Raw genomic sequence first — 22,284 nt, 5'->3', positions numbered from 1 at the left:
GGATTGCAGGGATCGTTAGTAATAATGAGAGTTCAGATCCGTCTTCCAGAGGCTCCCTAGCGGTCATCAAGACTGTGATGGGAGCCTTTGGTTAGTGATCGCCGCCGGGACATGAACACCAGGCACAGGGCAATTCCGGTAAGGACGATCCCCAGAAAGCGGAATCCGCTGAAGCTGAACCGGTCGCCCATGATGATTCCAATCAGCAGGGAGGACAGGATCGTCCCGAAGTATCTGGACGTACTGAATAAGCCGGAGGCTACCCCGATGATCTCTTTCGGCGAGTTGTTGAACAAGGCCGCTTGCATGGCGACATTGTTCAGTCCGTTGCTGATTCCAAAGGCAGCCAGGGCCAGTATAATGCCCATTACAGGCGATGCCGGATTCAGCATCACGATCCACACCGACCCGACGGTCATAAGGATGGCTGAGACTGCCTGAGCAGGCCGGGGACCTGAGGCGTTGATCCATCTTCCGGCGAATGGAGAAACGGCGAGCGAGCATAGACCCAGGCTTAACATCAGTAGCCCCGTGTGGAATTCACTGACCTGACGAACGAGCTGCAAATAAGAAGGAAGACCGAAGAAGACGGAATAGAATAACAGATTAACCAGCATAAATTCAATATTGACCCGGATCAGCCCCGGATACCTGGCGAAGGTACGCAGAGGAATGAAGGGCATCGCTGCTCTTAACTCATGTCTTACGAAGACCGCAAGCAGGATGAGCCCGGACAGGCCGATGATTACATTGAATAGGGAGACATGACCGGAGGACTTGGCGGACAGCAATTGCGCAAGCACAGCCACCAGCCCCGTGGCGAACAGCAGAATGCCTGGCACATCTATCCGGTTCATCCATTGCCGCAGGGACGGCTTGGGTAATGCGGCTGTGGACGGCTTGTCTTGCGGGATGGTCCTCCAGGCTAACAGGAAGCTCGCCGTTACGAACGGCAGGTTGATGTAGAAGATGGAAGACCAGCCCCACACATGGATCAAGACCCCGCCGATGAACGGTCCTGCCGCTGCCGCTCCCGATGTAAACATGGACAACACGGACAGAGCGGAAGCCTGCTTGTCTGTAATATTCACCCGGATGATCGCCATCCCCACAGCCACCACCATACTGGTTCCGATCGCTTGGACAATCCGCAGAACGATGAGTCCCCCGAAGCCCGGAGACCAAGGCGCGAGCAGGGAGGCTGCAAAGACGATCACCAGTCCGGCCAGGAAAATCCTCCTGCGGCCGAAGATGTCGCTGGCTCTGCCCATGACAGGCTGAGCAATAGCGCTGCCAATATAGAATGAAAAAATAATCCAGGAGACAACGGTGAACTCAAGCTTGAATGCTTGCTGCAGCCTGGGAATCGCCACAGCCACCATCGAAGAGTTAAGCGGGTTAAGCATCATTCCCAGCCCAACGGATATCATTAACCACCAGCTGCGTGCATTCATTGTTATTCCCCCTCAAGTACTGTACAGTTATCGTACAGGATAAGAGTTATTTACTCCAACGCATTTCATGTTATGATTTCATAGACTTGAAGGAATGAATGGAGGCGGGATATGGAGCTTCTTCAATTGCAGTATTTTATCGCGGTTGCCCGCCTGGAGCATATGACCGAGGCCGCACACAAGCTGCATGTTACCCAATCCTCCCTGAGCAAGACCATTCAACGGCTGGAGGAGGATCTCGGAGTTTCATTGTTCGACCGGAGCGGGAGGAAGCTGCGGTTAAACGAGCCGGGACGCAGATTTCTTCAGCGTGCAGAGAAGGCGCTGTTTGAATTGGAGCAGGGGAAGCAGGAGCTTAAGGACCTGTTCAGCCTGGAGTCCGGCACCCTTGAATTAGCGGTAACCACCGCAAGCACATTGCCTGCTATCCTCCGGGCGTTTCGCCTCAAGCAGCCGGACATCCATTTTCACGTGCAAATGCTGCCTATGCAGGAGATGATTACTCTTCTACAGAGAGGAGAAGTTGATTTCTGCTTGTCCTCTCCTCCGGTAAGAGGGGAGGATATTGAATGTCAGGTGGTCTGTAACGATCACATTTACCTTGCCGTTCCAGCCGCTCACCCTCTGGCAAACCGCAAGAGCCTCGCCTTGATAGAGCTTAAGAATGAGTGGTTTGTCGGTGTCAAACAAGGCTACGGGATTCGTGATCTGGTGGATTCCGTATGCCAAGCTTCAGGCTTCATGCCACGCTATGTGTATGAGGGAGACGAACCGGCCCGCTTAATTGATTTGGTGGAAGCCGGGATCGGCTTGGCCTTCATACCGGGTACGGCGAGGAATACGCACGATCATATCCGTCTGATTCCGCTGGAGGACCACAGGCTGGTTAGGGAAATCGCCTTGTTATGGCATAAGAACCGCTATATTTCACAGGCGGGCCTGATTTTCCGTGAGGTTGTTATCGAGTATTTCGCTAAGCTATAATGTCACCGGGAGGGATGAACCTATGAACGATACACAGACTACAGAACATAAGCGCATACTGGTGGTGTTTCCGCATCCTGACGATGAGGCTTTTGGAGCGGCTGGCACTATTGCGAAGTATATTGAGCAAGGCGCAGAAGTAACCTATGCCTGCCTGACGCTAGGCGAGATGGGGCGCAATATGGGGATTCCGCCGTTCGCCAACCGGGTGACACTGCCGGAGATCCGCAGGGAGGAGCTGCGTGCTTCCTGCCAAGCTATTGGGATACAGGATTTAAGAATGCTGGGCTTCCACGATAAAATGATTGAGTTCGACGACCCTCGCCTGCTGGAAGATACGATGCTGTCCCTGCTTCGGGAGCTGACGCCGTCCCTAGTGATTACTTTCTATCCCGGCTACAGCGTGCATCCTGATCACGATGCCACCGGAGCGGCGGTCATCCGGGCAGTCCTTCGCCTGCCTGCCGCTGACCGGCCGGTGGTTCACTGCTTGGCATTCGCCATTGGCCATGAGGAGTACATCGGTCTCCCGGATGTGCATGTCGATGTCACCGCATACTTGGACAAGAAGATGGCTTCTATCCAGGCACACCGTTCCCAATACCAGGCGGCGGAGCTGGTCGGTAACCAGGAGCTGACGGCGGAGGATATTCAGCTCCGCTTCGGGCAGGAAGCCTTCTGGACCTACCCCTTGGACACACAACACTAAGAGAAGGCAGGAATCACCTATGAATCTAATGAATCAAAAAGATAGAATGCTCGCAGGATTGCCCTATAAAGCGTGGCTGGACGGATTAACCGAAGAGCGGACAGCCGCCAGGCTGCTGGTTCACCAGCTCAATTCACTTTCTCCAGATGCTCATGAGGAGAGAGACGGGCTGATCCGCAGGCTTTTGGGCAAGACGGGGGAGCTTGTGCATATTGAGACTCCCTTCCGCTGCGATTATGGATCGAATATCACTGTAGGGAATAATTTCTATGCCAATTTCAACTGTACGATTCTCGATGTAGGCAAGGTGGTCATCGGCGAGAATGTTATGTTCGCTCCGAATGTATCGCTTTACACAGCGGGCCATCCCATCCATCCCGATTCCCGGAATTCAGGCTATGAATACGGGATTGCCATCACCATCGGCAACAATGTGTGGATCAGCGGCAATGTCATTGTGAATCCGGGCGTAACCATCGGGAACAACGTAGTCATCGGGGCAGGCAGTGTGGTGACCAAGGATATCCCCGATAATGTGATCGCCGTAGGCAGCCCGTGCAGAATTGTCCGTGAGATCACGGAGGAGGACCGGAAATATTATTACAAGGATAGAGAGTTTGACGTCACGGATTACGTGTAGAATCGCTGCTATACCGTCCTTAAGGGACGGAATTCGTTCTAAATAAGCACATAAGTAGCCCTCAGCGGTCCATGCACCCCGACCACCAGCTTCATTTCAATATCTGCGGAATTGGAGGGACCGGAGATGAAATTAATCGATGAACCCACCGGTTCTCCCGCCTGAATTCTACGGTTAAACGCTGCGGCGGCATCCGTGGAGCGAAGCACCAGCTTCTCACGTTCAATCACCGCAATATAATGGGCGGGCAGGAAATGGAGCGACCGTCCCTGATCGGGGCGGCTCTCCACCACAACCGTTCCAGATTCCGCAAGTGCGCAGTCGGCGAAGACAATGGCTGTATTCGCCGATTCAGCACGCCTGATATTCTCCGCCCGTCCCGCCGCTTCCTCCCATACGGCAGCATCCGGGAAGGCCAGCCCGTACTCCCTGAACCGGGGATCACCGGAAGTCATCACATCCCCGCCGCCATTTGCCTCTAACAGATCAAATAACGTTCTCTGCAGCAGCTCCCGCGTCGTTTCAATCACCTGAGTGTGGATGAAGAAGCATTGCTCCTTAAGCATCTCTACAAGATCCTCCTGGGTAAGCGGACCGTAGCTGTCAGGAATGAACTCCTGGATCGCAGGACGCTGAACCTCTGATTTCCGTGCCCGGCCCAGCTTGGCGGCAATGGTATTCAGAAAAGCCTCCTTATTCGTATTCATCTTCGTATTCGTGTTCGGGGATGCTGTCATTGCTCTGCCCCTCCTTTGCGCTTCTCCAGCCACGCCCTGAAGCTGTCCTGCTGCTTGACGGGCTGCTTCAGGTCGCGTGAACGAATCCATCCCTGAATAATAGCCGGTCCCCGTACAATGCGCCCTTGCTTGCTCATGATCCGGCTGGCAGAATGGGCGAGTCTGAGGGTTTTGCCGAACAAGGCAGGGGAGGAGAGCAGCTTGGCGGCGGCCTTCATCTGGAATCGGTCAGCAGCGCCGGTTCTCTTCTGCTTCACTATGTTCTGACGGTGCATAATGAGCTGCTCATGCAGCGGGATTTTTACTGGGCAGACATCGGTACACGCCCCGCAGAGACTGGACGCATACGGAAGCTCCTTATAATCGTCATAACCGCCAAGCAGCGGGGTTATGACTGCCCCAATTGGACCCGGATAGATGGAACCGTAAGCATGGCCGCCGATATGGCGGTAGACCGGACAGACATTCAGGCAGGCACCGCAGCGGATACATTGTAAGGCTTCGTTGAATTCACTCCCCAGAATATCGGAACGGCCGTTATCAACGACCACCAGATGGAATTCCTCCGGTCCGTCGGTCTCACCCGCCGCTGAGGGACCCATGACCGTGATATAGCTGGTCAGCTTCTGGCCGACAGCACTGCGGCAGAGCAGATTATCCAGAATCTCCATTTCTTCAAGTGTGGGTACAATGCGCTCCATGCCCATAACTGCGATATGCGTCTTGGGGATCGCAGCGGTGAGATCTCCGTTCCCTTCATTCGTGACGAGATTAATTGCGCCCAGATTGGCGATGGCGAAATTACAGCCCGTAATCCCGACCTCCGCATCCAGGAACTTCTGGCGCAGGACGGTGCGGGCGAACCCGGCCAGCTTCTCCGGCGTCTCGTCGCCGGTATATCCGAGCTTCTCTGCGAAGACGCGTCTGATCTGCTCCCGGTCTTTATGCAGTGCAGGGGCTACGATATGGGAGGGAGGGTCCCAGTCATCCATCTGCAGAATGTACTCTCCCAGATCGGTCTCAATCAGCTCGCAACCGGCTTCAAGCAGCACACGGTTCAGTTCAATCTCCTCAGTAACCATGGACTTGGATTTGACGATTCGCGTCGCCTGCTTGCGTACAATAACATCCCGTATATAACTGCTGGCCTCTTCCTTGGTTGCGGCAAAATAGATATGTCCGCCTTGCCGCTCAATATTATCCGCAAGCTGCTCCAGATAAAAATCCAGGTTCGCCAGCGTATGCTGACGGATAAGCTGGCCCACCGACCGCCACTTCTCCCAATTTCCTAATGCGGTAGCCGCGGACAGCCGCCTAGTCTTAAGGCTGTCCTGTGCCGCCCCCACGGCACTGCGCATGAAGGAATCCCCAAGGCCTTCCGAGGTCCGCTCGCTGAAGTTACGTGAATCCGTTTGCAGGCTCAAGTCAGTTCCCCCCTTTGCGTATGCTGGTTCAGCACCTCTGCAATATGCATCACCCGTACCGGCTCACCCTTGCGGGACAGACGCCCGCCGATGTTCATCAGGCAGCCCATATCTGCACTGATCAGGATATCCGCTCCGGTATCCAGCACACAGCCGCATTTCTCATCGGCCATCTGCCCGGAGATTTCAGGCATCTTCACTGCAAAAGTTCCGCCGAATCCGCAGCAGTTGTCGCTGTTCTTAAGCGGCTCAAGCTTCAGTCCCTTCACCTGCTCCAGCAGCTGGAAGGGAGTCTCCTTCTCACCCAGCAGCCTCGTCATATGGCAGGAGCGGTGGTAGGTGGCCGTACCTTCGAGCGTGGCACCGACATCAGTGACACCCAGCACTTTTACAATGAACTGGGTGAGTTCATACGATTTTTCTTTTAGCGCAACCGCTTTCAATTCCCAATCCGGGTCACCACTGAAGATCTTCGGATATTCATGAAACATAGCGATGCAGGAACCGGACGGACCTACAACATAATCCGAAGCCTCGAAGGCAAGCATCATGTTCTGCATAGCAAGCTTAGATTCCTGCAAGTAACCGCTGTTGTACGTAGGCTGGCCGCAGCAGACCTGTGAAGCGGGGTAATCAATCTCGCACCCGAGCCGCTCTAGCACCTCCACCATGGCAATACCGGCGTTCGGAGCCATAAGATCTACCAGACAAGTGGAAAAAATACTGACTCGCACTCCCATCCCTCCCATCAATGAAAACTTATACTCACAGCTTAACTCAACAAGTCAATGAAAAACAACACAAAAACAAATAAAAAATGTGAAACTTATTGACAATAAATATTGATAGCGTTTACACTATGGGTGGGTAATTGGAGAAATGGAATAATCTACAATGGGATAATCTACCTTGAGGGGGATGAACAGTGACCAAGCATTTGATGTATATCAACGGCCAATTTACGGAATCCGAAGGCAAAGAGTGGATGGAAGTGACCAATCCGGCAACCGATGAAGTCATCTCACAGGTTCCTAAGGCAACCAGAAATGATGTTATACGTGCCATTGATGCAGCGGAGCAGGCCCAGGCAGCGTGGGAGGAGACTCCGGCGGTAGAGCGCGGCAAGTATTTGCATGCGATTGCTGACGGCATTCGGGCAGAGGCGGACAGCATCGCCAGGCTGATCTCGGAGGAAGTCGGCAAGACCCTGGAATTATCCACCGTAGAGGTTCATTTCACTGCGGATTATTTGGATTATATGGCGGAGTGGGCACGGCGTTATGAGGGGGAGATCGTGCAGAGCGACCGTGATAATGAACATATTTTTGTATTCAAAAGAGCGATAGGCGTCACCACGGGCATTCTGCCCTGGAACTTCCCGTTCTTTCTGATCGCGAGGAAAATGGCCCCGGCGCTCATTACCGGCAACACGATTGTCGTGAAGCCCAGCGCGGAATCTCCAAACAATGCCATGGCGTTCAGCCGGATCGTGGATCAGGCCGGATTGCCTAAGGGGGTATTCAACCTTATTACTGGCAGAGGTGCGGAAGTGGGCAACGAGCTGTCCAGTAATGCCAAGGTAGGCATGGTTAGTCTTACAGGCAGCGTACCGGCAGGGCAGAAGGTTATGGAGGCGGCGGCTGAGAATATCATCAAGGTCAGCTTGGAGCTGGGCGGCAAAGCGCCTGCTATCGTCATGAAGGATGCCGACCTGGAGCTGGCTGTTCAGGCGATTGTGGCTTCCCGGGTCATTAATACAGGTCAGGTCTGCAACTGTGCGGAGCGTGTCTATGTCCATGAAGATATCAAGGAGGAGTTCACCACTCGGCTGGTTGAAGCGATGAAGGCCGTGAAGTACGGAGACCCGCTTAAGGACACGGACATCCAGATGGGACCGCTCATCAACAAGGCCGCGCAGGATTCGGTACAGCAGAAGGTGGACCGGGCCGTTCAGGAAGGAGCCAAGATTGCCCTGGGCGGTAAAAAGGTAGAAGGAACCGGCAGCTTCTTCGAGCCGACAGTGATCACAGATGCTACGAATGAGATGGAGATTGTGCAGGAAGAGATTTTCGGTCCGGTCATCCCCGTCATTTCATTCTCTACCCTGGATGAGGCGATTGCCCTCGCGAATGACAGTGAGTTCGGCTTAACCTCATCGCTATATACGCAGAATCTGAATGTTGCCATGAAAGTCATCAAGCGGCTGAAATACGGGGAGACGTATATCAACCGCGAGAATTTCGAAGCGATGCAGGGCTTCCATGCAGGCTGGAGAAAATCGGGCATCGGCGGGGCTGACGGCAAACACGGCTTGAACGAATACCTGCAGACGCATGTCGTCTACCTGCAGTATGATAAGTCGGTTAACTGAGTGACTTCATAATTAACGCATATAAGAGAAATGCTCCCATGCAGTTTGGGAGCATTTTTTGTGTGAAGGTAAGAAGTTATAGGTTTATCTGCAATTGAGCAGATTCACAAACGATTTCACAGATTTGGGGGCCTTCGGATTCGGGAACCCGGTGCTATCATTGGTAATGAAACGGTGAGTATTGTGGATTGTAAGCGCATTAACGGGCTGGCGCCAGAGCCGTTCTTGGTTATACACAGCGCCACATTATCAGGGTTTGGGGGGACGGGAGAAGCTATGAAGGAAATTCTGCTGAATGAAATGAACTGGGAAGTCAAAGGATACTGGCCTTGGGTGCCGCTGAAGGGTACAAGTATGGAGCTTGGCCAGGAATTAATGGGGGTTACCGGCTGGATGCCGGCAACGGTGCCGGGGGGAGTTCATTACGATCTCTACAGACAGGGCTTGATTGCCAATCCCTATGAAGACTTGAACAGCTTGAGCTGCGAATGGGTAGAGAATCGCTGGTGGGTGTACCGTATGACCTTGCAGCAACCAGAGTTGAAGGGGGCCAGAGTGGAGCTGGTCTTCCAGGGACTCGATTATGAAGCAGCGGTATACGCTGATCATATCCTGCTTGGGGAGCATACGGGAATGTTTGAGCCGGCTGTGTTCGATGTCACAGAGCTGCTCTCCGTTCAAGAGAACCTTGAAATTTCCGTGCTTCTGAAGCAGGCGCCCGATGAAATGGGGCAAATCGGCAAAACCTCGGCCACCTTCACGCAGAAGAGCCGTTTCAATTATAAGTGGGATTTCTCTACCCGGCTGGTTAACGTTGGAATCTGGGATGATGTGTTGCTAAGGATACATGAGGATTACTCGTGGGGCGAAATGTCCATCACAACCGATGCTGAGTTTGAAGAGGACGGCAGCAGTCAGGTGACTGGCAGGATTGAAATACAGGCAGCCGTCCCATCCTTGGCTGGAGTTGAATCTGCCCGGACAATGACGGCGAATATCTCCTGCTCTGATCCCGGAGGTAATCTGCTGCTGATGCAGACGCATCCCGTCTGTGCTGGAGCGATGCTCAAGACCACGCTGAGTATCCCTGAACCGGAGCTATGGTATCCGAACGGTTACGGAGCGCAGCCGCTCTACAGCCTTGAACTGAAGCTGCTGGATGAAGCCGGGGAGGAGCTGGATACGCGGGTTATAAGAACCGGAATCCGCAAGCTTGATTATATCCGCAACGTTGACAGTCCTGACAATGCTCTGCCCTACACGGTGGTCATCAACGGCCGCAGGATCTACATGAAAGGGGTGAATATGACCCCTCTGGACCATCTCTACGGAAATGTATCCGTTGAACAGTATCAGCTGATGGTCCGTCTAATGAAAGCGGCTCATGTTAATCTTGTCCGGGTATGGGGCGGCGGGATCATTGAGAAGCAGGTCTTCTACGATCTATGCGATGCGAATGGCATTATGGTCTGGCAGGAATTCATCCAGTCGAGCTCGGGGATTGACAATATCCCTTCCAAGCAGCCGGAGTTCCTTGAGCTGCTGCACCAGTCCGCCCGCTCAGCACTCAAGGCGAAGCGCAATCATGTCGCCATGACGATATGGAGCGGCGGCAATGAGTTAATGAGCGAGCCGAATAAGCCTTCGGACTTAAGCGATTCCAATCTGGCGATGCTGAAGGAACTGGTCGAGCAGTATGATCCGCAGCGGCTGTTCCTTCCAACCTCGGCTTCGGGTCCGGTGGAGTATATTACCGAGACTAAGGGCCAGGGACATGATGTTCATGGTCACTGGAAGTACATGGGTAACCCGTATCACTACGAGTTATACGGCAGCAACGACAATCTGCTGCACAGTGAATTCGGGGCAGACGGGCTGAGCTCACTCAAGAGTCTGGAGAAATTCCTGGGGGCAGACAGCCGCCAGCCGGTCTCCATGGAGAATAGTGCAGTCTGGAGACATCACGGGGAGTGGTGGGATACGCTGAGCCGGGATGAAGAAATATTCGGCAGCCTGACGGATCTGGCACAATTCTCCGCCTGCAGCCAGTGGATTCAGGCGGAGGGCATCCGCTTCGTGCTGGAGGCCAACCGGCGGCGCAAGTTCCGGAACAGCGGAAGTATTGTCTGGCAGCTCAACGAACCCTGGCCGAACGTGTCCTGTACCAATCTGGTCGATTATTATGGTGAACCGAAGATGGCCTACCACTGGATGAAGCAGGCCTTCCGTCCACTGCATGTATCGCTGGACTACCGGAGTCTGCTGCTTACACCCGGTACCGGTTTCCATGGAGATGTATATGTACATGGCTGGGAAGGGGACAGGTTTGAAGCGGATGCGGAGGTCCTGGATGCAGCGGGCCGGAGCCTGCAACGGCAACGATTCGTAACCCGAGGAGACAGAGACCGGGCAGTCTGCGCCGGGAGCCTGAATTTCACAGTACCTGAGCAGGAGCACCGGTTATATTTCGTCAGATTGTCCTTCGTGAACTGTGAAGAAGAACCGCAGCAGAATGTATATGTATTCTCTACCGCCAGGCAGCATCTGTACGCATCAGCGTTAACGCTTACAGGCGGCAATCTTCAGGTACGCCAGGAGAATAGATGGCTGCCCGCTGTTACTGGAGAGCCGAATCTGCAAGCCAGCTTCACGGTAGCTAATACAGGCAGTGAAGCGTTGCTGCATGTACATGCTGAAGAGGAGGGGAACCGCTACTGGCTGGAAGCAGACGAGCAGTTCCTGACCTTGTTCCCGGGTGAGGCAAGAACGGTGACGGTGACCTGTACGCCGAAGCAGGCGGGAGGATTCCTGGCAGGGGAGAATCACAGCATCTCCGATGACCTGCCGGATATTCAATTCAAATCGTTCCTGAGTGCCCAGGGCACAAGCAAACCGGATGGAGGACAGGAGAATCATGAGTAAACCATTGTGTTTTGTACCAGGGCCATTCGTACCGCTAAGCCGGTACGTTCAAGCCGGCGGGCATGAGCCCGTCACCATTCCGGTAAGCCGGGCAGTGGCGGAGTATTTAAGACGGCATCACTCCATTCTGAAGCTGGCCTGTCAGCGCAGCGGCGAGGTGACCTACCTTAACGCAAAGTGGTCCACCCTGTATGAAGATACCGTTGAAGTTGAAGCTGAATCAGCAGGGAACAGCAATACAGCAGAAGGCGTGTTCGTACTTGTCAGCCCGCTGCTTACCAATATGTTTCCAGTCGTATCGCACTGGGATAACCATTCAGCAGAGGGAGGAGGCAGGTTCCGCTATGGAGGAACAGACGGCATTGGAAAGCTGCGGATGGACGAAGCGGGGGAGCAGGTTATTTCCGAGCATGTAAGGCTATATAACAGCGACGCGGACAGCCCTTATGTATATAACACTGAAGATTATGAGCTGTTTGGGGAAGGTGAAGCGGAGAAAACACTGAAAACTCCCCAATTCGAGCACTACATCGGGGACCGCTACAGTCTCTATGCAGTCGATGATTTGGTTGCGGTATCCTTGAGTGACCGTATGCTCAAGACCTTCGGATATCCTGTGGTCTTCATTAATGAATCCAGAGAAGAAGGGGCGCTGGTAGATGATGCACCTGTATTCCAGCTGATCAGCAACAGTCTGCTGGTTTCGGAGAACCGCCATAGCCTGGCTTCCTATCTTCTCCCGCCTTATTGGAATCGGGCGAACGCCAAGAGGTATCCGCTGCTGTTCAATGGTTATTACGACGCCAATGAGAACACCTTCAGTACCGTGGGACCTTCCTTTCTGGAGATCATAGGCAAGACGCTGGCCAGCACGGGCCAGGGAGTGGTTGGCATTCTCTGGAACGGGGGAGGCTACATCGGAAGCCGTTCCCTGCAAGGCTCAATCTATGGAGGGATCGGGGCGGCAATTGCCAGAGCCCGGGACCACTATGGCGGTGATGCAGACCAGGTAGTGGCAGTAGGAGGTTCGCGCGGCGGATTGACAGCGCTGCTGGCCGGAGGCAACCCGCACCGGCTGCCTTACCGGGTACGTTACACACTATGCTATGCACCGCCGCTGATTCTTAACGGACTTACCCGTGAGTATGCGGAAGGCGCCTGCCCGCTGATCTGGCATGTAGCAGAGGTGGACACCGGTTACCGCGATATCTGGAAGGATAACTGGAGGCATCCGGAGACCGGCAGTACCGCAATTGAGACTCTTCTGTGGACACTTACAGGCGAAAGTGACCCCGGCCGTCTGAAGGAAACTGCCGGACTGGAATCCGAGTTCTTCCTGTCGGGGCTGAAGGCGGGCGGTACGAAGCTGCTGATCAACCAAGGGACACATGATGCCTTCACTCTGAGCCGGTTCAGCTTTGCTTTTGCCGCACAGGTCCGAAGCTATGGCATTCCGCTGCGTCATGAGATTGGCTACCGTTTCGGCCATAACAACTGTACGGATCTTTACGAACAAGCAGCCCTATGCCTGAAGGCTCTGCTGCAGGATCAGGAGCTTGACTTCACCGGGACGGTGCATTACCGCAGACGCAGTCCGGCTGCAGGGGAATGGGAACAGGCTGAACGGTTCAGTCCGGCCCATCAGCCGGTTTTTCTGGAGGCACCGAAGTTAGTACCCGCAGGCAGTCCGGTAGCTTGGACACTGTATGGAGAGCAAGGCATGGAATACCGGCTGGAGCTGGAGAGCCTGGATCAGCAGGCATGGGAACAGAACAAGCAAGTGATCATACACAAGCGCATCACCCTTGCGTCCGGGGTATTGCCGGACAAGCGGCATCCCCTTGAAGTCTGCTCATGGCAGGAGGGGATAAGCCCATCCGCTGACGGATTAAGTGCAGGTTATTATCTGTACGGGCTAACCTACAGGCTGAGGGGCGAACTGGACTGGACCGAGGTCTCACCTTCCCGGGTGCCGCAGCCGGGTGTAGAGCCGCAGTCGGTTCTCCGCATTCTGGAGGAGCAGCCCAATCCGGCTAGCGAGGCCTTCCGCGCGGAAGCGGCTGTGCTGTGCATCAGCTCCGGGCTGTCTGAAGCCTGAGTAATACGTAGCTTTACAAACGCTTTCGCAGGGTTACCGGATTTCAGGTTCCGTGAGGAAACGCTATCATTTAGGTATAACACCGATACAACGCCTGACCCGAGTGAATCAATAGCTTCGGGAGGAAGGAAGGACAGGAGTATGATTGGAAGAATCACTGATCCACAGCCTTTATTGGCTAAGAAGAAGAACGGGAATCCTGTGCGGCGTCTGCTCAGAGATTGGTCATCCTGGATACTGATAGTGCCAACAGTGTTTGTCTTTTTCTTTTTTTCCTGGCAACCGCTCGTCAAAGGGATTGTGCTCTCTTTCTTCAACACCGAGGGGTATAATGCTGTAAGCTTTGCCGGACTGCAGAACTACAAGGATGTGATTCAGAATTCGGCATTTCAGCAGACGCTGACCAATTCATTTATGTATGTGATCTGGTCGCTGCTGATCGGCTTTGCCGTCCCGATTGTAGTCGCTGTTGTGATTAATGAACTCAGACACGGGAAGTCATTTTTCCGTTTTTCCGTCTTTTTTCCAAGTATGGTTCCCGGTATTGCCGCTTCAATGTTATGGATGTTCCTGTTTGAGCCCGGAGAAGGCGGTCTGCTGAATAGTATGCTCAGTGCCTTGGGCTTCCCGGTACAGCAGTGGCTCCAGGACCCGAAGATGACCATTATGCTGATTATATTCACAATCACCTGGCGGAATTTCGGTGGGACGGTGCTGCTCTATCTGGCAAGCCTTCAGAGCATCAATCATGATCTGTATGAAGCAGCTTCGATCGACGGGGCCAATGTATGGCGGCGCTTCAGAAGCATTACCCTTCCGCAAATCTCCAGCATGATCGGACTGATGATGATTCTGCAGATCAGCGGGGTATTTCAGATCTTCAATGAACCGCTGGTCATGACCGAGGGCGGACCGAATAATGCCTCAATGACGTTGATGCTCCAAAGCTATTATTATGCGTTCCGGAGTTTTGAAGCAGGCCATTCCATGGCGCTGGGGGTTATTACTTTTCTTATCCTGATGGTGCTTACCGTTATTTATTTCAGGCTGGATAAGAAATTGAACAGGGAGTAGAAGCCATGAAAACAAATGAAGCTTACGGCATTATCGGCAATATTGAATACAGATCACCCTTGGTGCGCCTGCTCTACTGGAGCTTGTTCCTTCTGATGCTTGCGCTCGCCGCCGTCTGTATCCTGCCTCCCGTCTGGATTATGGTCTCAAGCCTGAAGGACATTAAGGAGTTCTATGCGATTCCGCCTACCTTGATTCCCCGCACCTTTAGTATCAGCAAGCTGTGGGAGACCTGGCAGGAGTTCAATTTTCTCAGTTACTATCTGAATACCGCTTACCTGGCTGCCGGTTCTGTACTGTTCTGTCTTACCTTTAACGGGCTGGCCGGATATTTCTTCTCCAAGCTGAAGCCGCGCGGGAGCGCGCTCTTGTTCGTGCTGATTGTATGGACGATGATGGTTCCGAATACGGTGGGAATGGTGCCGCTGTTCAAGAACCTGATTGATTTTCCGCTGCTGCATGTGAATCTGACCAATACCTTCTGGCCGATGTGGTTCATGGCTGCTGTGAATCCGGTGGTGATTCTGATCTTCAAGAACTTCTTCGACTCTATTCCACAGGCACTGCTGGAAGCGGCCAAGATAGACGGGGCGAGCACCATCGGCATCTTTATCCGGGTGATCCTTCCGCTCAGCGGCCCGGTCATGGCTACGATTACGATCCTTACGATGAATAGTGTATGGCAGGATTTCTTCTGGCCCTTCATGGTACTGAAGGATAAATCGACCTGGTCGGTCATTGTGGCCATCTATAATTTGAAAGCGACATTACCGCAGGACATTCAGTTTATTGCCCTGACGTTTGCCATCCTGCCGCCGATTCTGCTGTTTATTTTTTTCCAAAGGTACATTATGAACGGGCAAGCCTTCGGCGGCAGCATCAAAGGTTAATGTCACCCGATCACAAACCATTTCACAGTTTTGCCCCGTAGGGCGCTCTAAAGGGCGCATGGTAAGATGATTTCAGAATTAAAGAAAGCGCTTTACAAAATGCAGAATTGCTATAAGAATAATTCTAGGGGGAATTACATTGAGAATGGCACACACCAAGAAACTAACCGCAACACTGGCGCTCACACTGCTGCTTACTGCCGGACTGGCCGGCTGCGGCGGCTCCAATGAAGGGAAAACAGGCGGGAGCGGAAATGCAGCAGCCGGCAAACAGGTTACGATTAAGGTCAGTAACTGGCCGAAGCCGAATGAGGAAGCCAAGATCGCCCAGTATGAACAGCTCATGGCGAAGATGAAAACTAATTATCCGAACATTACAGTGGATAAGGATGAATGGGGCTACGACGTCAGCTCGTTCCTGCCCAAAGCTGCGAGCGGGCAGCTTCCAACGGTATATGAGACCTTTTTCACCGAAACAAGCAAAATCATCAAAGCTAATTACGCAGCGGATATCACGGACATGATGAAGAAGTATGGATATGACAAGGCCATTAACCCGGATCTTCTAAAAATGGTGACCAAGGACGGCAAGTATTACGGGATTCCGAAGGACGGCTATGTCATCGGCATGCTCTACAATGTGAATCTCTTCAAGGAAGCGGGCCTTCTGGATGATAAGGGGATTCCGAAGTTCCCCAAAACATATGAGGAGCTGGCGGAAACTGCGCAGATCATCAAGCAAAAGACCGGCAAAGCCGGAATGTTCCTGCCGACGAAGAGCGGCCAGGGCGGCTGGATGTTCATGAATATTGCCTGGGCTTACGGTGCGGAATTCGAGAAGCAGGTTGACGGCAAATGGCAGGCGGTATTCAATTCTCCCGAGGCGGCTGCGGCGCTGCAATATGTGAAGGATTTGAAATGGAAATACAATGTGCTGCCGGATAACAATCTGGTGGATGTGACCAATGACATGTTCCGTATGCTCGGCACCGATCAGGTTGCCATGAGCTTCGGCACCAACGACTGGCCTCCGGTCATCCAGCAGCAGACCAAGATGTCCAAGGACAATATTGCCATGTCAGCACTGCCTGTAGGACCGATTGGACAACCTGTTACCCTGCTGGGGGGCGGCCTGTATATGTTCTCGCCGAATGTAACACCAGAGCAGATTGATGCCGGATTCAAATGGCTGAAGACCTACGGGTTCACACCAGAATCATCAGAGGAGGCTCTGACCGGCTGGGATATCGAGAAGAAGACACTCAGCGATCAGGGATTGATCGTCGGCCCTTACGGGCTGCGGATCTGGACCGATGAGAAGCGTATTGGAGAGGAACAGAAAATTCTCGACAAATACAACAACGTGAATCTGGACATGTTCCGTGATTATATGGACAACGGCAGCAAGGGGATGCGGGCGGAGGAACCCGTCAATGCCCAGGAATTGTATCAGAAGCTGGATGTCGTGCTGCAATCCGTGCTAACAGACAAGAATGCAGATCCGCAGAAGATCCTGGACAAGGCGGCTGAAGAATTCCAGCGGGATTATCTCGATAAGGTAAAATAAAACGCAGTCAAACACCGGCGCCGTCCTTCTGAAGGGCGGCGATGCCGTTTATATGAAGGTGAAGGGAGATAGGGATAACATGGCAGCAAAAGAATGGGGAGACTGGAGCGCCCGCTGGATCTGGCTGCAGGAAGAGCAAGAAACTACGGACAGGGAAGCGCGGCATGAGCGGGTATATTTCCGCAGAGTGTTTGAGCTGCCAGCCGGTACCGGGAAGGCTTACAGTATGAATGTGGCCATTACCGCAGACAGCCGCTACAGGCTGTTCGTCAATGGGCAGCGCCAATGGGCCGGTCCTTGCAAGGGCCATGAACATGTACACTATTATGAGGAATACAGCCTGGAGGGCGTCCTGCAGCCGGGAATCAATGTGATTGCTGTTACTGTGGTTCATTATGCCGGGACCGCTCCCTTTGAAATGGGGGAAGACGGTCCTTTATCGGTATGGCGTTCAGAGCAAGGCGGTCTGCTTGTAGAAGCGGAGATTACAGCGGACGGGCAGCTTGTGCAGGAACTGCCTACAGATACCTCCTGGAAATGTATCCGGGATCACGGCTACCGGCTCCGCCCGTTTCCGATGATGCGCTGGATGGGCGGATTGGAGGAGACCGCAGGGGACACAGCACTCCGGGACTGGATGCTGCCGGAATATGATGACAGTGCCTGGAGTGCTGCCCGGGTGGTGCAGCCGGTAAGGGATGAATACGGTCAATTAACCCCCTGGCAGCTGGCCCGGCGTCCGGTTCCGCTGCTCTATGAGCAGGAACAATGCTTCCTGAAGCTGATGCGCAGCAGCTGCGGGGAGGGGGATGCCCTCTTCACGGCCGGGCATAGCCTGGAGCTGAAGAATGGAGCCGGATGCACTTCCTCTTCTATTGTAGTGCCTGCTCAAGGTGTACTTGTCCAGGCGGGAGAGCAGCTCTGGCTGGAGCTGGATGCAGGCGAGCTGACGACAGGTTATCCGCAGCTTAAGCTCCAGGGTGGCGGAGGCAGCCTCATTACACTCCAATACGCCGAATGCTACGAAGAAGAGACAGGGGATGAGGAAATCCGCCGCAAAGCCGTCCGCGATGAGATGAGGGAGCAGGTATTGCGGGGCGGTTACGACAGCTACCGGCCAGCCGGTTACGGTACAGAAGACCAGCCCGAAGTATATGAGCCTTTCTGGTTCCGTACCTTCCGTTATGTGAGGCTGGAGGTTCATGCCGGACACGAACCGCTGAGGATAACCGGACTCAGCTACAGGGAGACCGGTTATCCGCTCCAGCTGCAAGGAAGCTTTCACTGCTCGGATGAACGGTATAACCGCCTCTGGGAGCTGAGTGTGCGGACGCTCAGGCGCTGTATGCACGAGACCTATGAGGACACTCCCTATTATGAACAGCTGCAATACACTATGGATACCAAGCTGATGATGGAATTTACGTACCTGCTGTCAGGAGACGACAGGCTGGCCCGCAGGGCTATGGAGGATTACAGAGCTTCACAGCTGCCAAGCGGGATGCTGCAAAGCCGCTACCCCTCAGTGCTGCCCCAGGTCATTCCTTCCTTCTCCCTGTACTGGATCGGAATGATACATGATCACTACAGGTCCTTCAGGGATGTGGCTCTGGTGAAGCATTACCGGCCAGCTATGCTCTCAGTGCTGGATTGGTTCGATCAGCGGCTGACTCCGCAAGGACTGGTCGACCGGACTCCGCGCCAGTACTGGAATTATTACGACTGGGTAGAAGAATGGCCGCTCGGCGCACCGGATTGCACGAATCAGGCACCTGCCACCCTTATGAGTCTAATGTATGCCTTTACGCTGGGGCAAGCGGCTGAGCTGCTGGAAGCCACCGGCTGGACACAGATTGCCGCTGAACTGCGCCAGCGCAAGGCCGCAGTCAACGCTGCGGTATTGGACAACTGCCGCCAAGCGGACGGTCCGTTCTTCCGCGACAGCCCGGAGGCAGGACCAGAGATACAGCTTAGCCAGCACACGCAGGTCTGGGCAGTGCTGGCCGGAACTGTGTCTGCTGCGGAAGGAGAGACTCTGCTGCAAACGGTACTGACCCATACGCCGATGGCTAAGCTCTCACTGCCGATGAGTTATTATCTGTTCCGCGCGCTGGAGCTTAGCGGAATGTATGACCGGTCTTTCGGGCTATGGGCACGCTGGTTGAAGCAGCTGGAGCTGGGTCTGACCACACTTCCCGAGATCGACTCTGCCGACACCAGAAGCGACTGCCATGCCTGGAGCGCACTGCCGATTACTGAATTCACCAGAGGAATATTGGGGGTCCGGCAGGAAAATGATGGCATCGTCTTGCAGCCTCATTGCGGAGAGCTGCAATACGCCAGCGGAGCCGTAAGCACAGATCTGGGGCTTATAACCGTGAGCTGGGAGATCACTAGCGAGGCAGAGATTGAAGTGTTCCACTTGGAAGCCGCCTGGACAGCCGGCTCAGCCATTACTGTTATTCTGCCGAATGGAGAGGTACAGAAGACGGATACCGGTTTGCTTGAAGTAGAGATCGACATTAGCGGCTTTAACTGCTAGTCTTATTTCAGCTCAGTACACTCAAACACCGGAAGGGGATGGGGAAGCCTATGTTCAGATCGTTCGGCCGCAACATCCGCCTCGTCCTGGTGTTGTTCATTACGGTCTATATCTCTGCTTCAAGCTTCATTCTGTTCCGCAATATGGAGCACCGGAGTCTGGATATGCTCAGGCAGTTGTCCGTCCAGTACACCGGCCAGCAGCATAAGAATACACTGCTGTTCATGAACTGGCTGGAAGAGACCTCCAAGCTGATCTCCAATAATCAGGTGGTACAACAAGCGCTGAAGAAACCAGCGTATGACGGGGCCATCTCACCGATACTGGAAGGGATACGTTCTTCCAGCAGTGATATACTCGGCATTTACATTTGGGGGGAAGCAGGCGCAGCTTATTCTTCCAGCAATGTGTCGGGGCTGCTCCCGTTCACCGAGATCAAGAAGGACCCGGGAATGAAGCAATTCCTGGGAGATCGTGAGCAGACCTTACGCTGGACGGTCCTGAACCGGGAACAGCTGATGAATGCGCCTACGGATCTGCGTGACCGTCTGCTGCTTGAAGTGAAAATTCAGGATGCGGGAGGACGGGTCCTTGGTCTGCTCTCCCTTGAAGTGGAGATTGGCAAGCTGTACAGCTTCTACCTGTCAGACAAGAATTCGATCTACGGGGAGAATGAGGTCTACCTGCTGAAGGGTAACGGGGAGCTGCTGAAGGCAGCGGATATGCCCCTGGTGCGTCTTAAGGAAATCGGAGCAGCGCTGGCCACACCGGGGAAAAGCAGCCTGAATGAAACGGGCTTAAAGGAGCGCGAAACAGCAGACGGCCTAATTCTGCTCTATCCGCTGCCCGACTCAGAGGATCAAATAGTCACCTATATCTCTGCTGACGGCATGAACGCAGAGCTGCGGGCGTTCAAATATATCATGCTGGCATTGAACACCGCAGTATTCCTATTGTTCTGGCTGCTGATTTCTATGCTGAGCGGCAGTATTGTCAATCCGTTGAACCAGCTATATCTGAAAATCAATTCAACAATGAAAGAGTAAGCCCTTTGTTTTTGAGCAGGATTCAACTTAAGCGCGCTTGGGTGGATGTTGATCCTGCTTAAACACACTGCCCTGATCTCATCTGGACAATTCCTTCTTCAAGCTGATGGTCACGGTGGTGCCTTGCCCGGGAGTGCTGGAGATACTAAGCCCATATTGGGGACCATATTCCAGTTTAATGCGTTCGTCCACATTACGCAGACCGTAGCCGCTCTGGAACAGCACATCCTCTTTGGCCTGGCTGAGTGTTGCCCCATTTGCAAATCCGACTCCGTCATCCGTCACGGTGAACCGGATCTCTTCCCCCCGAAGCTCCCCCTTAATCCAGATTCGGCCTGCGCCGCGCTTCTCGCTGATGCCATGTTTGATCGCATTCTCTGCAATAGGCTGGAGAATCAGCTTCAATATGCGGACGCCTTGCAAGGATTCATCCATCTCATATTCCACTCCGAACTTATCCGGGAACCGCATTTGTTCGACCGTCACGAAGCTCTGCACCAGACGGATTTCCTCTTCGACCGTGACGAACTTATCCCCTTTATGCAGGCTGATCCGAAAAAAGGTGGCCAATGAGGAAATCAGCCGCTCAATGTCCGGCTGCTTCTTCAGCCGGGCAATCCAGGCAATCGCATCCAAGGTGTTGTATAGAAAATGAGGATTAATCTGCGATTGCAGCGCAGTTAGTTCGGCCTTGCGCTGCTTTTCCTTCTCCTCATCCTTCTCCAGCATCAGTTGGCTGATCCGTGCCACCATTTGGTAATAGCTGTTCTCCAGTTGGCTAATCTCATCGACTTGTCCCCGCTGGTCATAGACAGCGGACAGATCTTTTTTGCCGAAGAGCCCCAGCTTCTTCTTCAATTTCAGCAGCGGACGGGTAATTTGCGCTGCCAGATAGAAGGACAGCAGGAGCAGCACGATGAAGGTTACGCTGGCGAACAGGAGCGCATTGCGGTTGCCCTTGACGATCCCCGCGAACAGCTTGTGGCTGGAGATCACACTGGTGAATTCCCAGCTAACCCCAAGGGACTCCAGCCGGGGATTCAGCGGATAGGTCGCAATGATATAAGTGTTGCCATTCTCCGACCAAGTACGGTAGCCTTCTTCCTTACCCGGACGAAGCGGTGCGCTCTCCTCCAGGAAATTGCCCAGAAGCCGTTTGTCAGGGTGGGAAATAATCCGGTTGCCGGACGTCAGGAAGGAGTAGCCGATGCCTGTGAAGCTGGAGGAATACAGTGCCGCCAAGGCGGACTCTCTGACATAAATAATCACGACACCGATATTCTGCCCCGTATTGAAGTTGCGGAACTGCTGTCCGAAGGGAATGTAGGCATTGCCTTCGCCATCCCGCTTGATCTCACCAACCACAGGCATACTGCTCTCTTGAATACGCTTGATGAACAGGGCTTCAGGAACCTCCAGCATCTGCTGCTTGGTCTGATAAGAATAGAGTACATTGTCATTGGTCTGGATGATAACATTGCCTGCCAAGAAGTTATCGGCCAGCATATCGTCAATAATGGCTCCGATTCGCGATTCCTTGTCTGCAGCCGGGAGGTGGTCATTATTGATGATCTGATAGATGTCACTGTTCACCAGAAACCGCAGGAACAGCATCTGGATGTCATCGGCCATCAGCTCCACGCTCAGTCCAATCTGGCGCTGCGTCTGAACGACATGACGGTACAAGTCTTTTTGCAGATAGGTATAAGAGTAGAAATTGAAAATAACCAGCATCAGCACCAGATGCAGAGACAAGCCCGCTAACAGGACAATTACAATCCGGCCCTTGATCTTGAACCGCCGCAGCCGGGAATTCATCCATTTCT

At 53.5% G+C, this 22,284-nt stretch carries 16 protein-coding genes; 11 read left to right on the top strand and 5 right to left on the bottom strand.

Annotation, left to right across the window (positions count from 1 at the left end):
* Positions 1 to 56 precede the first annotated feature (56 nt).
* Positions 57 to 1,454 (bottom strand): MFS transporter, encoded by a 1,398-nt coding sequence (locus NSS64_RS12915; RefSeq protein ID WP_341140366.1) that lies wholly within the window; start codon positions 1,452 to 1,454, stop codon positions 57 to 59.
* A 111-nt stretch (positions 1,455 to 1,565) separates the two neighbouring features.
* On the opposite strand from NSS64_RS12915, the gene NSS64_RS12910 reads away from it, so the two are divergent.
* From NSS64_RS12910 to NSS64_RS12900, 3 genes are read left to right on the top strand one after another with little or no spacing between them, the layout of a single operon-like run.
* Positions 1,566 to 2,438 carry a LysR family transcriptional regulator gene (locus tag NSS64_RS12910; RefSeq protein ID WP_341140365.1) on the top strand — a complete coding sequence of 291 codons (873 nt, stop codon included), beginning with the start codon at positions 1,566 to 1,568 and terminating at the stop codon, positions 2,436 to 2,438.
* A gap of 22 nt (positions 2,439 to 2,460) precedes the next feature.
* On the top strand, positions 2,461 to 3,147 hold the full coding sequence (gene bshB2, locus NSS64_RS12905) for a bacillithiol biosynthesis deacetylase BshB2 (RefSeq protein ID WP_341140364.1): 687 nt from the start codon (positions 2,461 to 2,463) through the stop codon (positions 3,145 to 3,147).
* 28 nt (positions 3,148 to 3,175) lie between these two features.
* The gene (locus NSS64_RS12900) at positions 3,176 to 3,787 is read left to right on the top strand and encodes a sugar O-acetyltransferase (RefSeq protein WP_341142808.1); all 612 of its coding nucleotides are present in this window, start codon (positions 3,176 to 3,178) and stop codon (positions 3,785 to 3,787) included.
* A gap of 38 nt (positions 3,788 to 3,825) precedes the next feature.
* Here the strand turns inward: NSS64_RS12900 and NSS64_RS12895 are convergent, their stop codons facing one another.
* From NSS64_RS12895 to NSS64_RS12885, 3 genes are read right to left on the bottom strand one after another with little or no spacing between them, the layout of a single operon-like run.
* Positions 3,826 to 4,524: a LutC/YkgG family protein gene (locus NSS64_RS12895; RefSeq protein WP_341140363.1), complete on the bottom strand. Its 699-nt coding sequence runs from the start codon at positions 4,522 to 4,524 to the stop codon at positions 3,826 to 3,828.
* Positions 4,521 to 5,948, bottom strand: coding sequence for a LutB/LldF family L-lactate oxidation iron-sulfur protein (locus NSS64_RS12890; RefSeq protein ID WP_341140362.1), 1,428 nt, complete (start codon positions 5,946 to 5,948; stop codon positions 4,521 to 4,523). The genes NSS64_RS12895 and NSS64_RS12890 overlap by 4 nt, the downstream gene beginning before the upstream one ends.
* Positions 5,945 to 6,682, bottom strand: a complete 738-nt coding sequence (locus tag NSS64_RS12885) for a (Fe-S)-binding protein (RefSeq protein WP_341140361.1) — start codon at positions 6,680 to 6,682, stop codon at positions 5,945 to 5,947. The genes NSS64_RS12890 and NSS64_RS12885 overlap by 4 nt, the downstream gene beginning before the upstream one ends.
* A 191-nt stretch (positions 6,683 to 6,873) precedes the next feature.
* Between NSS64_RS12885 and aldA the strand changes: the two genes are divergently transcribed.
* The 8 genes from aldA to NSS64_RS12845 all read left to right on the top strand — a co-directional run bounded on the left by aldA (position 6,874) and on the right by NSS64_RS12845 (position 20,458).
* Positions 6,874 to 8,319, top strand: coding sequence for an aldehyde dehydrogenase (aldA, locus tag NSS64_RS12880; RefSeq protein WP_341140360.1), 1,446 nt, complete (start codon positions 6,874 to 6,876; stop codon positions 8,317 to 8,319).
* 276 nt (positions 8,320 to 8,595) lie between these two features.
* Positions 8,596 to 11,241 carry a glycoside hydrolase family 2 protein gene (locus tag NSS64_RS12875; RefSeq protein WP_341140359.1) on the top strand — a complete coding sequence of 882 codons (2,646 nt, stop codon included), beginning with the start codon at positions 8,596 to 8,598 and terminating at the stop codon, positions 11,239 to 11,241.
* Positions 11,234 to 13,339 (top strand): alpha/beta hydrolase family protein, encoded by a 2,106-nt coding sequence (locus tag NSS64_RS12870; protein WP_341140358.1) that lies wholly within the window; start codon positions 11,234 to 11,236, stop codon positions 13,337 to 13,339. Before NSS64_RS12875 ends, NSS64_RS12870 begins: the two co-directional genes overlap by 8 nt.
* 141 nt (positions 13,340 to 13,480) lie before the next feature.
* Positions 13,481 to 14,413, top strand: a complete 933-nt coding sequence (locus NSS64_RS12865; protein ID WP_341140357.1) for a carbohydrate ABC transporter permease — start codon at positions 13,481 to 13,483, stop codon at positions 14,411 to 14,413.
* A gap of 5 nt (positions 14,414 to 14,418) precedes the next feature.
* The gene (locus tag NSS64_RS12860; RefSeq protein WP_341140356.1) at positions 14,419 to 15,303 is read left to right on the top strand and encodes a carbohydrate ABC transporter permease; all 885 of its coding nucleotides are present in this window, start codon (positions 14,419 to 14,421) and stop codon (positions 15,301 to 15,303) included.
* 139 nt (positions 15,304 to 15,442) lie between these two features.
* On the top strand, positions 15,443 to 16,870 hold the full coding sequence (locus tag NSS64_RS12855; RefSeq protein ID WP_339256706.1) for an ABC transporter substrate-binding protein: 1,428 nt from the start codon (positions 15,443 to 15,445) through the stop codon (positions 16,868 to 16,870).
* A 79-nt stretch (positions 16,871 to 16,949) separates the two neighbouring features.
* The gene (locus tag NSS64_RS12850) at positions 16,950 to 19,412 is read left to right on the top strand and encodes a family 78 glycoside hydrolase catalytic domain (RefSeq protein ID WP_341140355.1); all 2,463 of its coding nucleotides are present in this window, start codon (positions 16,950 to 16,952) and stop codon (positions 19,410 to 19,412) included.
* Between the two features lie 50 nt (positions 19,413 to 19,462).
* On the top strand, positions 19,463 to 20,458 hold the full coding sequence (locus NSS64_RS12845) for a cache domain-containing protein (protein ID WP_340992896.1): 996 nt from the start codon (positions 19,463 to 19,465) through the stop codon (positions 20,456 to 20,458).
* Between the two features lie 78 nt (positions 20,459 to 20,536).
* Here NSS64_RS12845 and NSS64_RS12840 read toward each other — a convergent pair whose 3' ends face one another.
* Positions 20,537 to 22,276: a cache domain-containing sensor histidine kinase gene (locus NSS64_RS12840; RefSeq protein ID WP_341140354.1), complete on the bottom strand. Its 1,740-nt coding sequence runs from the start codon at positions 22,274 to 22,276 to the stop codon at positions 20,537 to 20,539.
* Positions 22,277 to 22,284: the final 8 nt, after the last annotated feature.

This window comes from Paenibacillus sp. FSL H8-0122 (assembly GCF_038005345.1).
GTDB lineage: Bacteria > Bacillota > Bacilli > Paenibacillales > Paenibacillaceae > Paenibacillus_AQ.
Note: the sequence above shows the minus strand (reverse complement) of the source record. Positions and strands in the feature narration are given on the sequence as shown.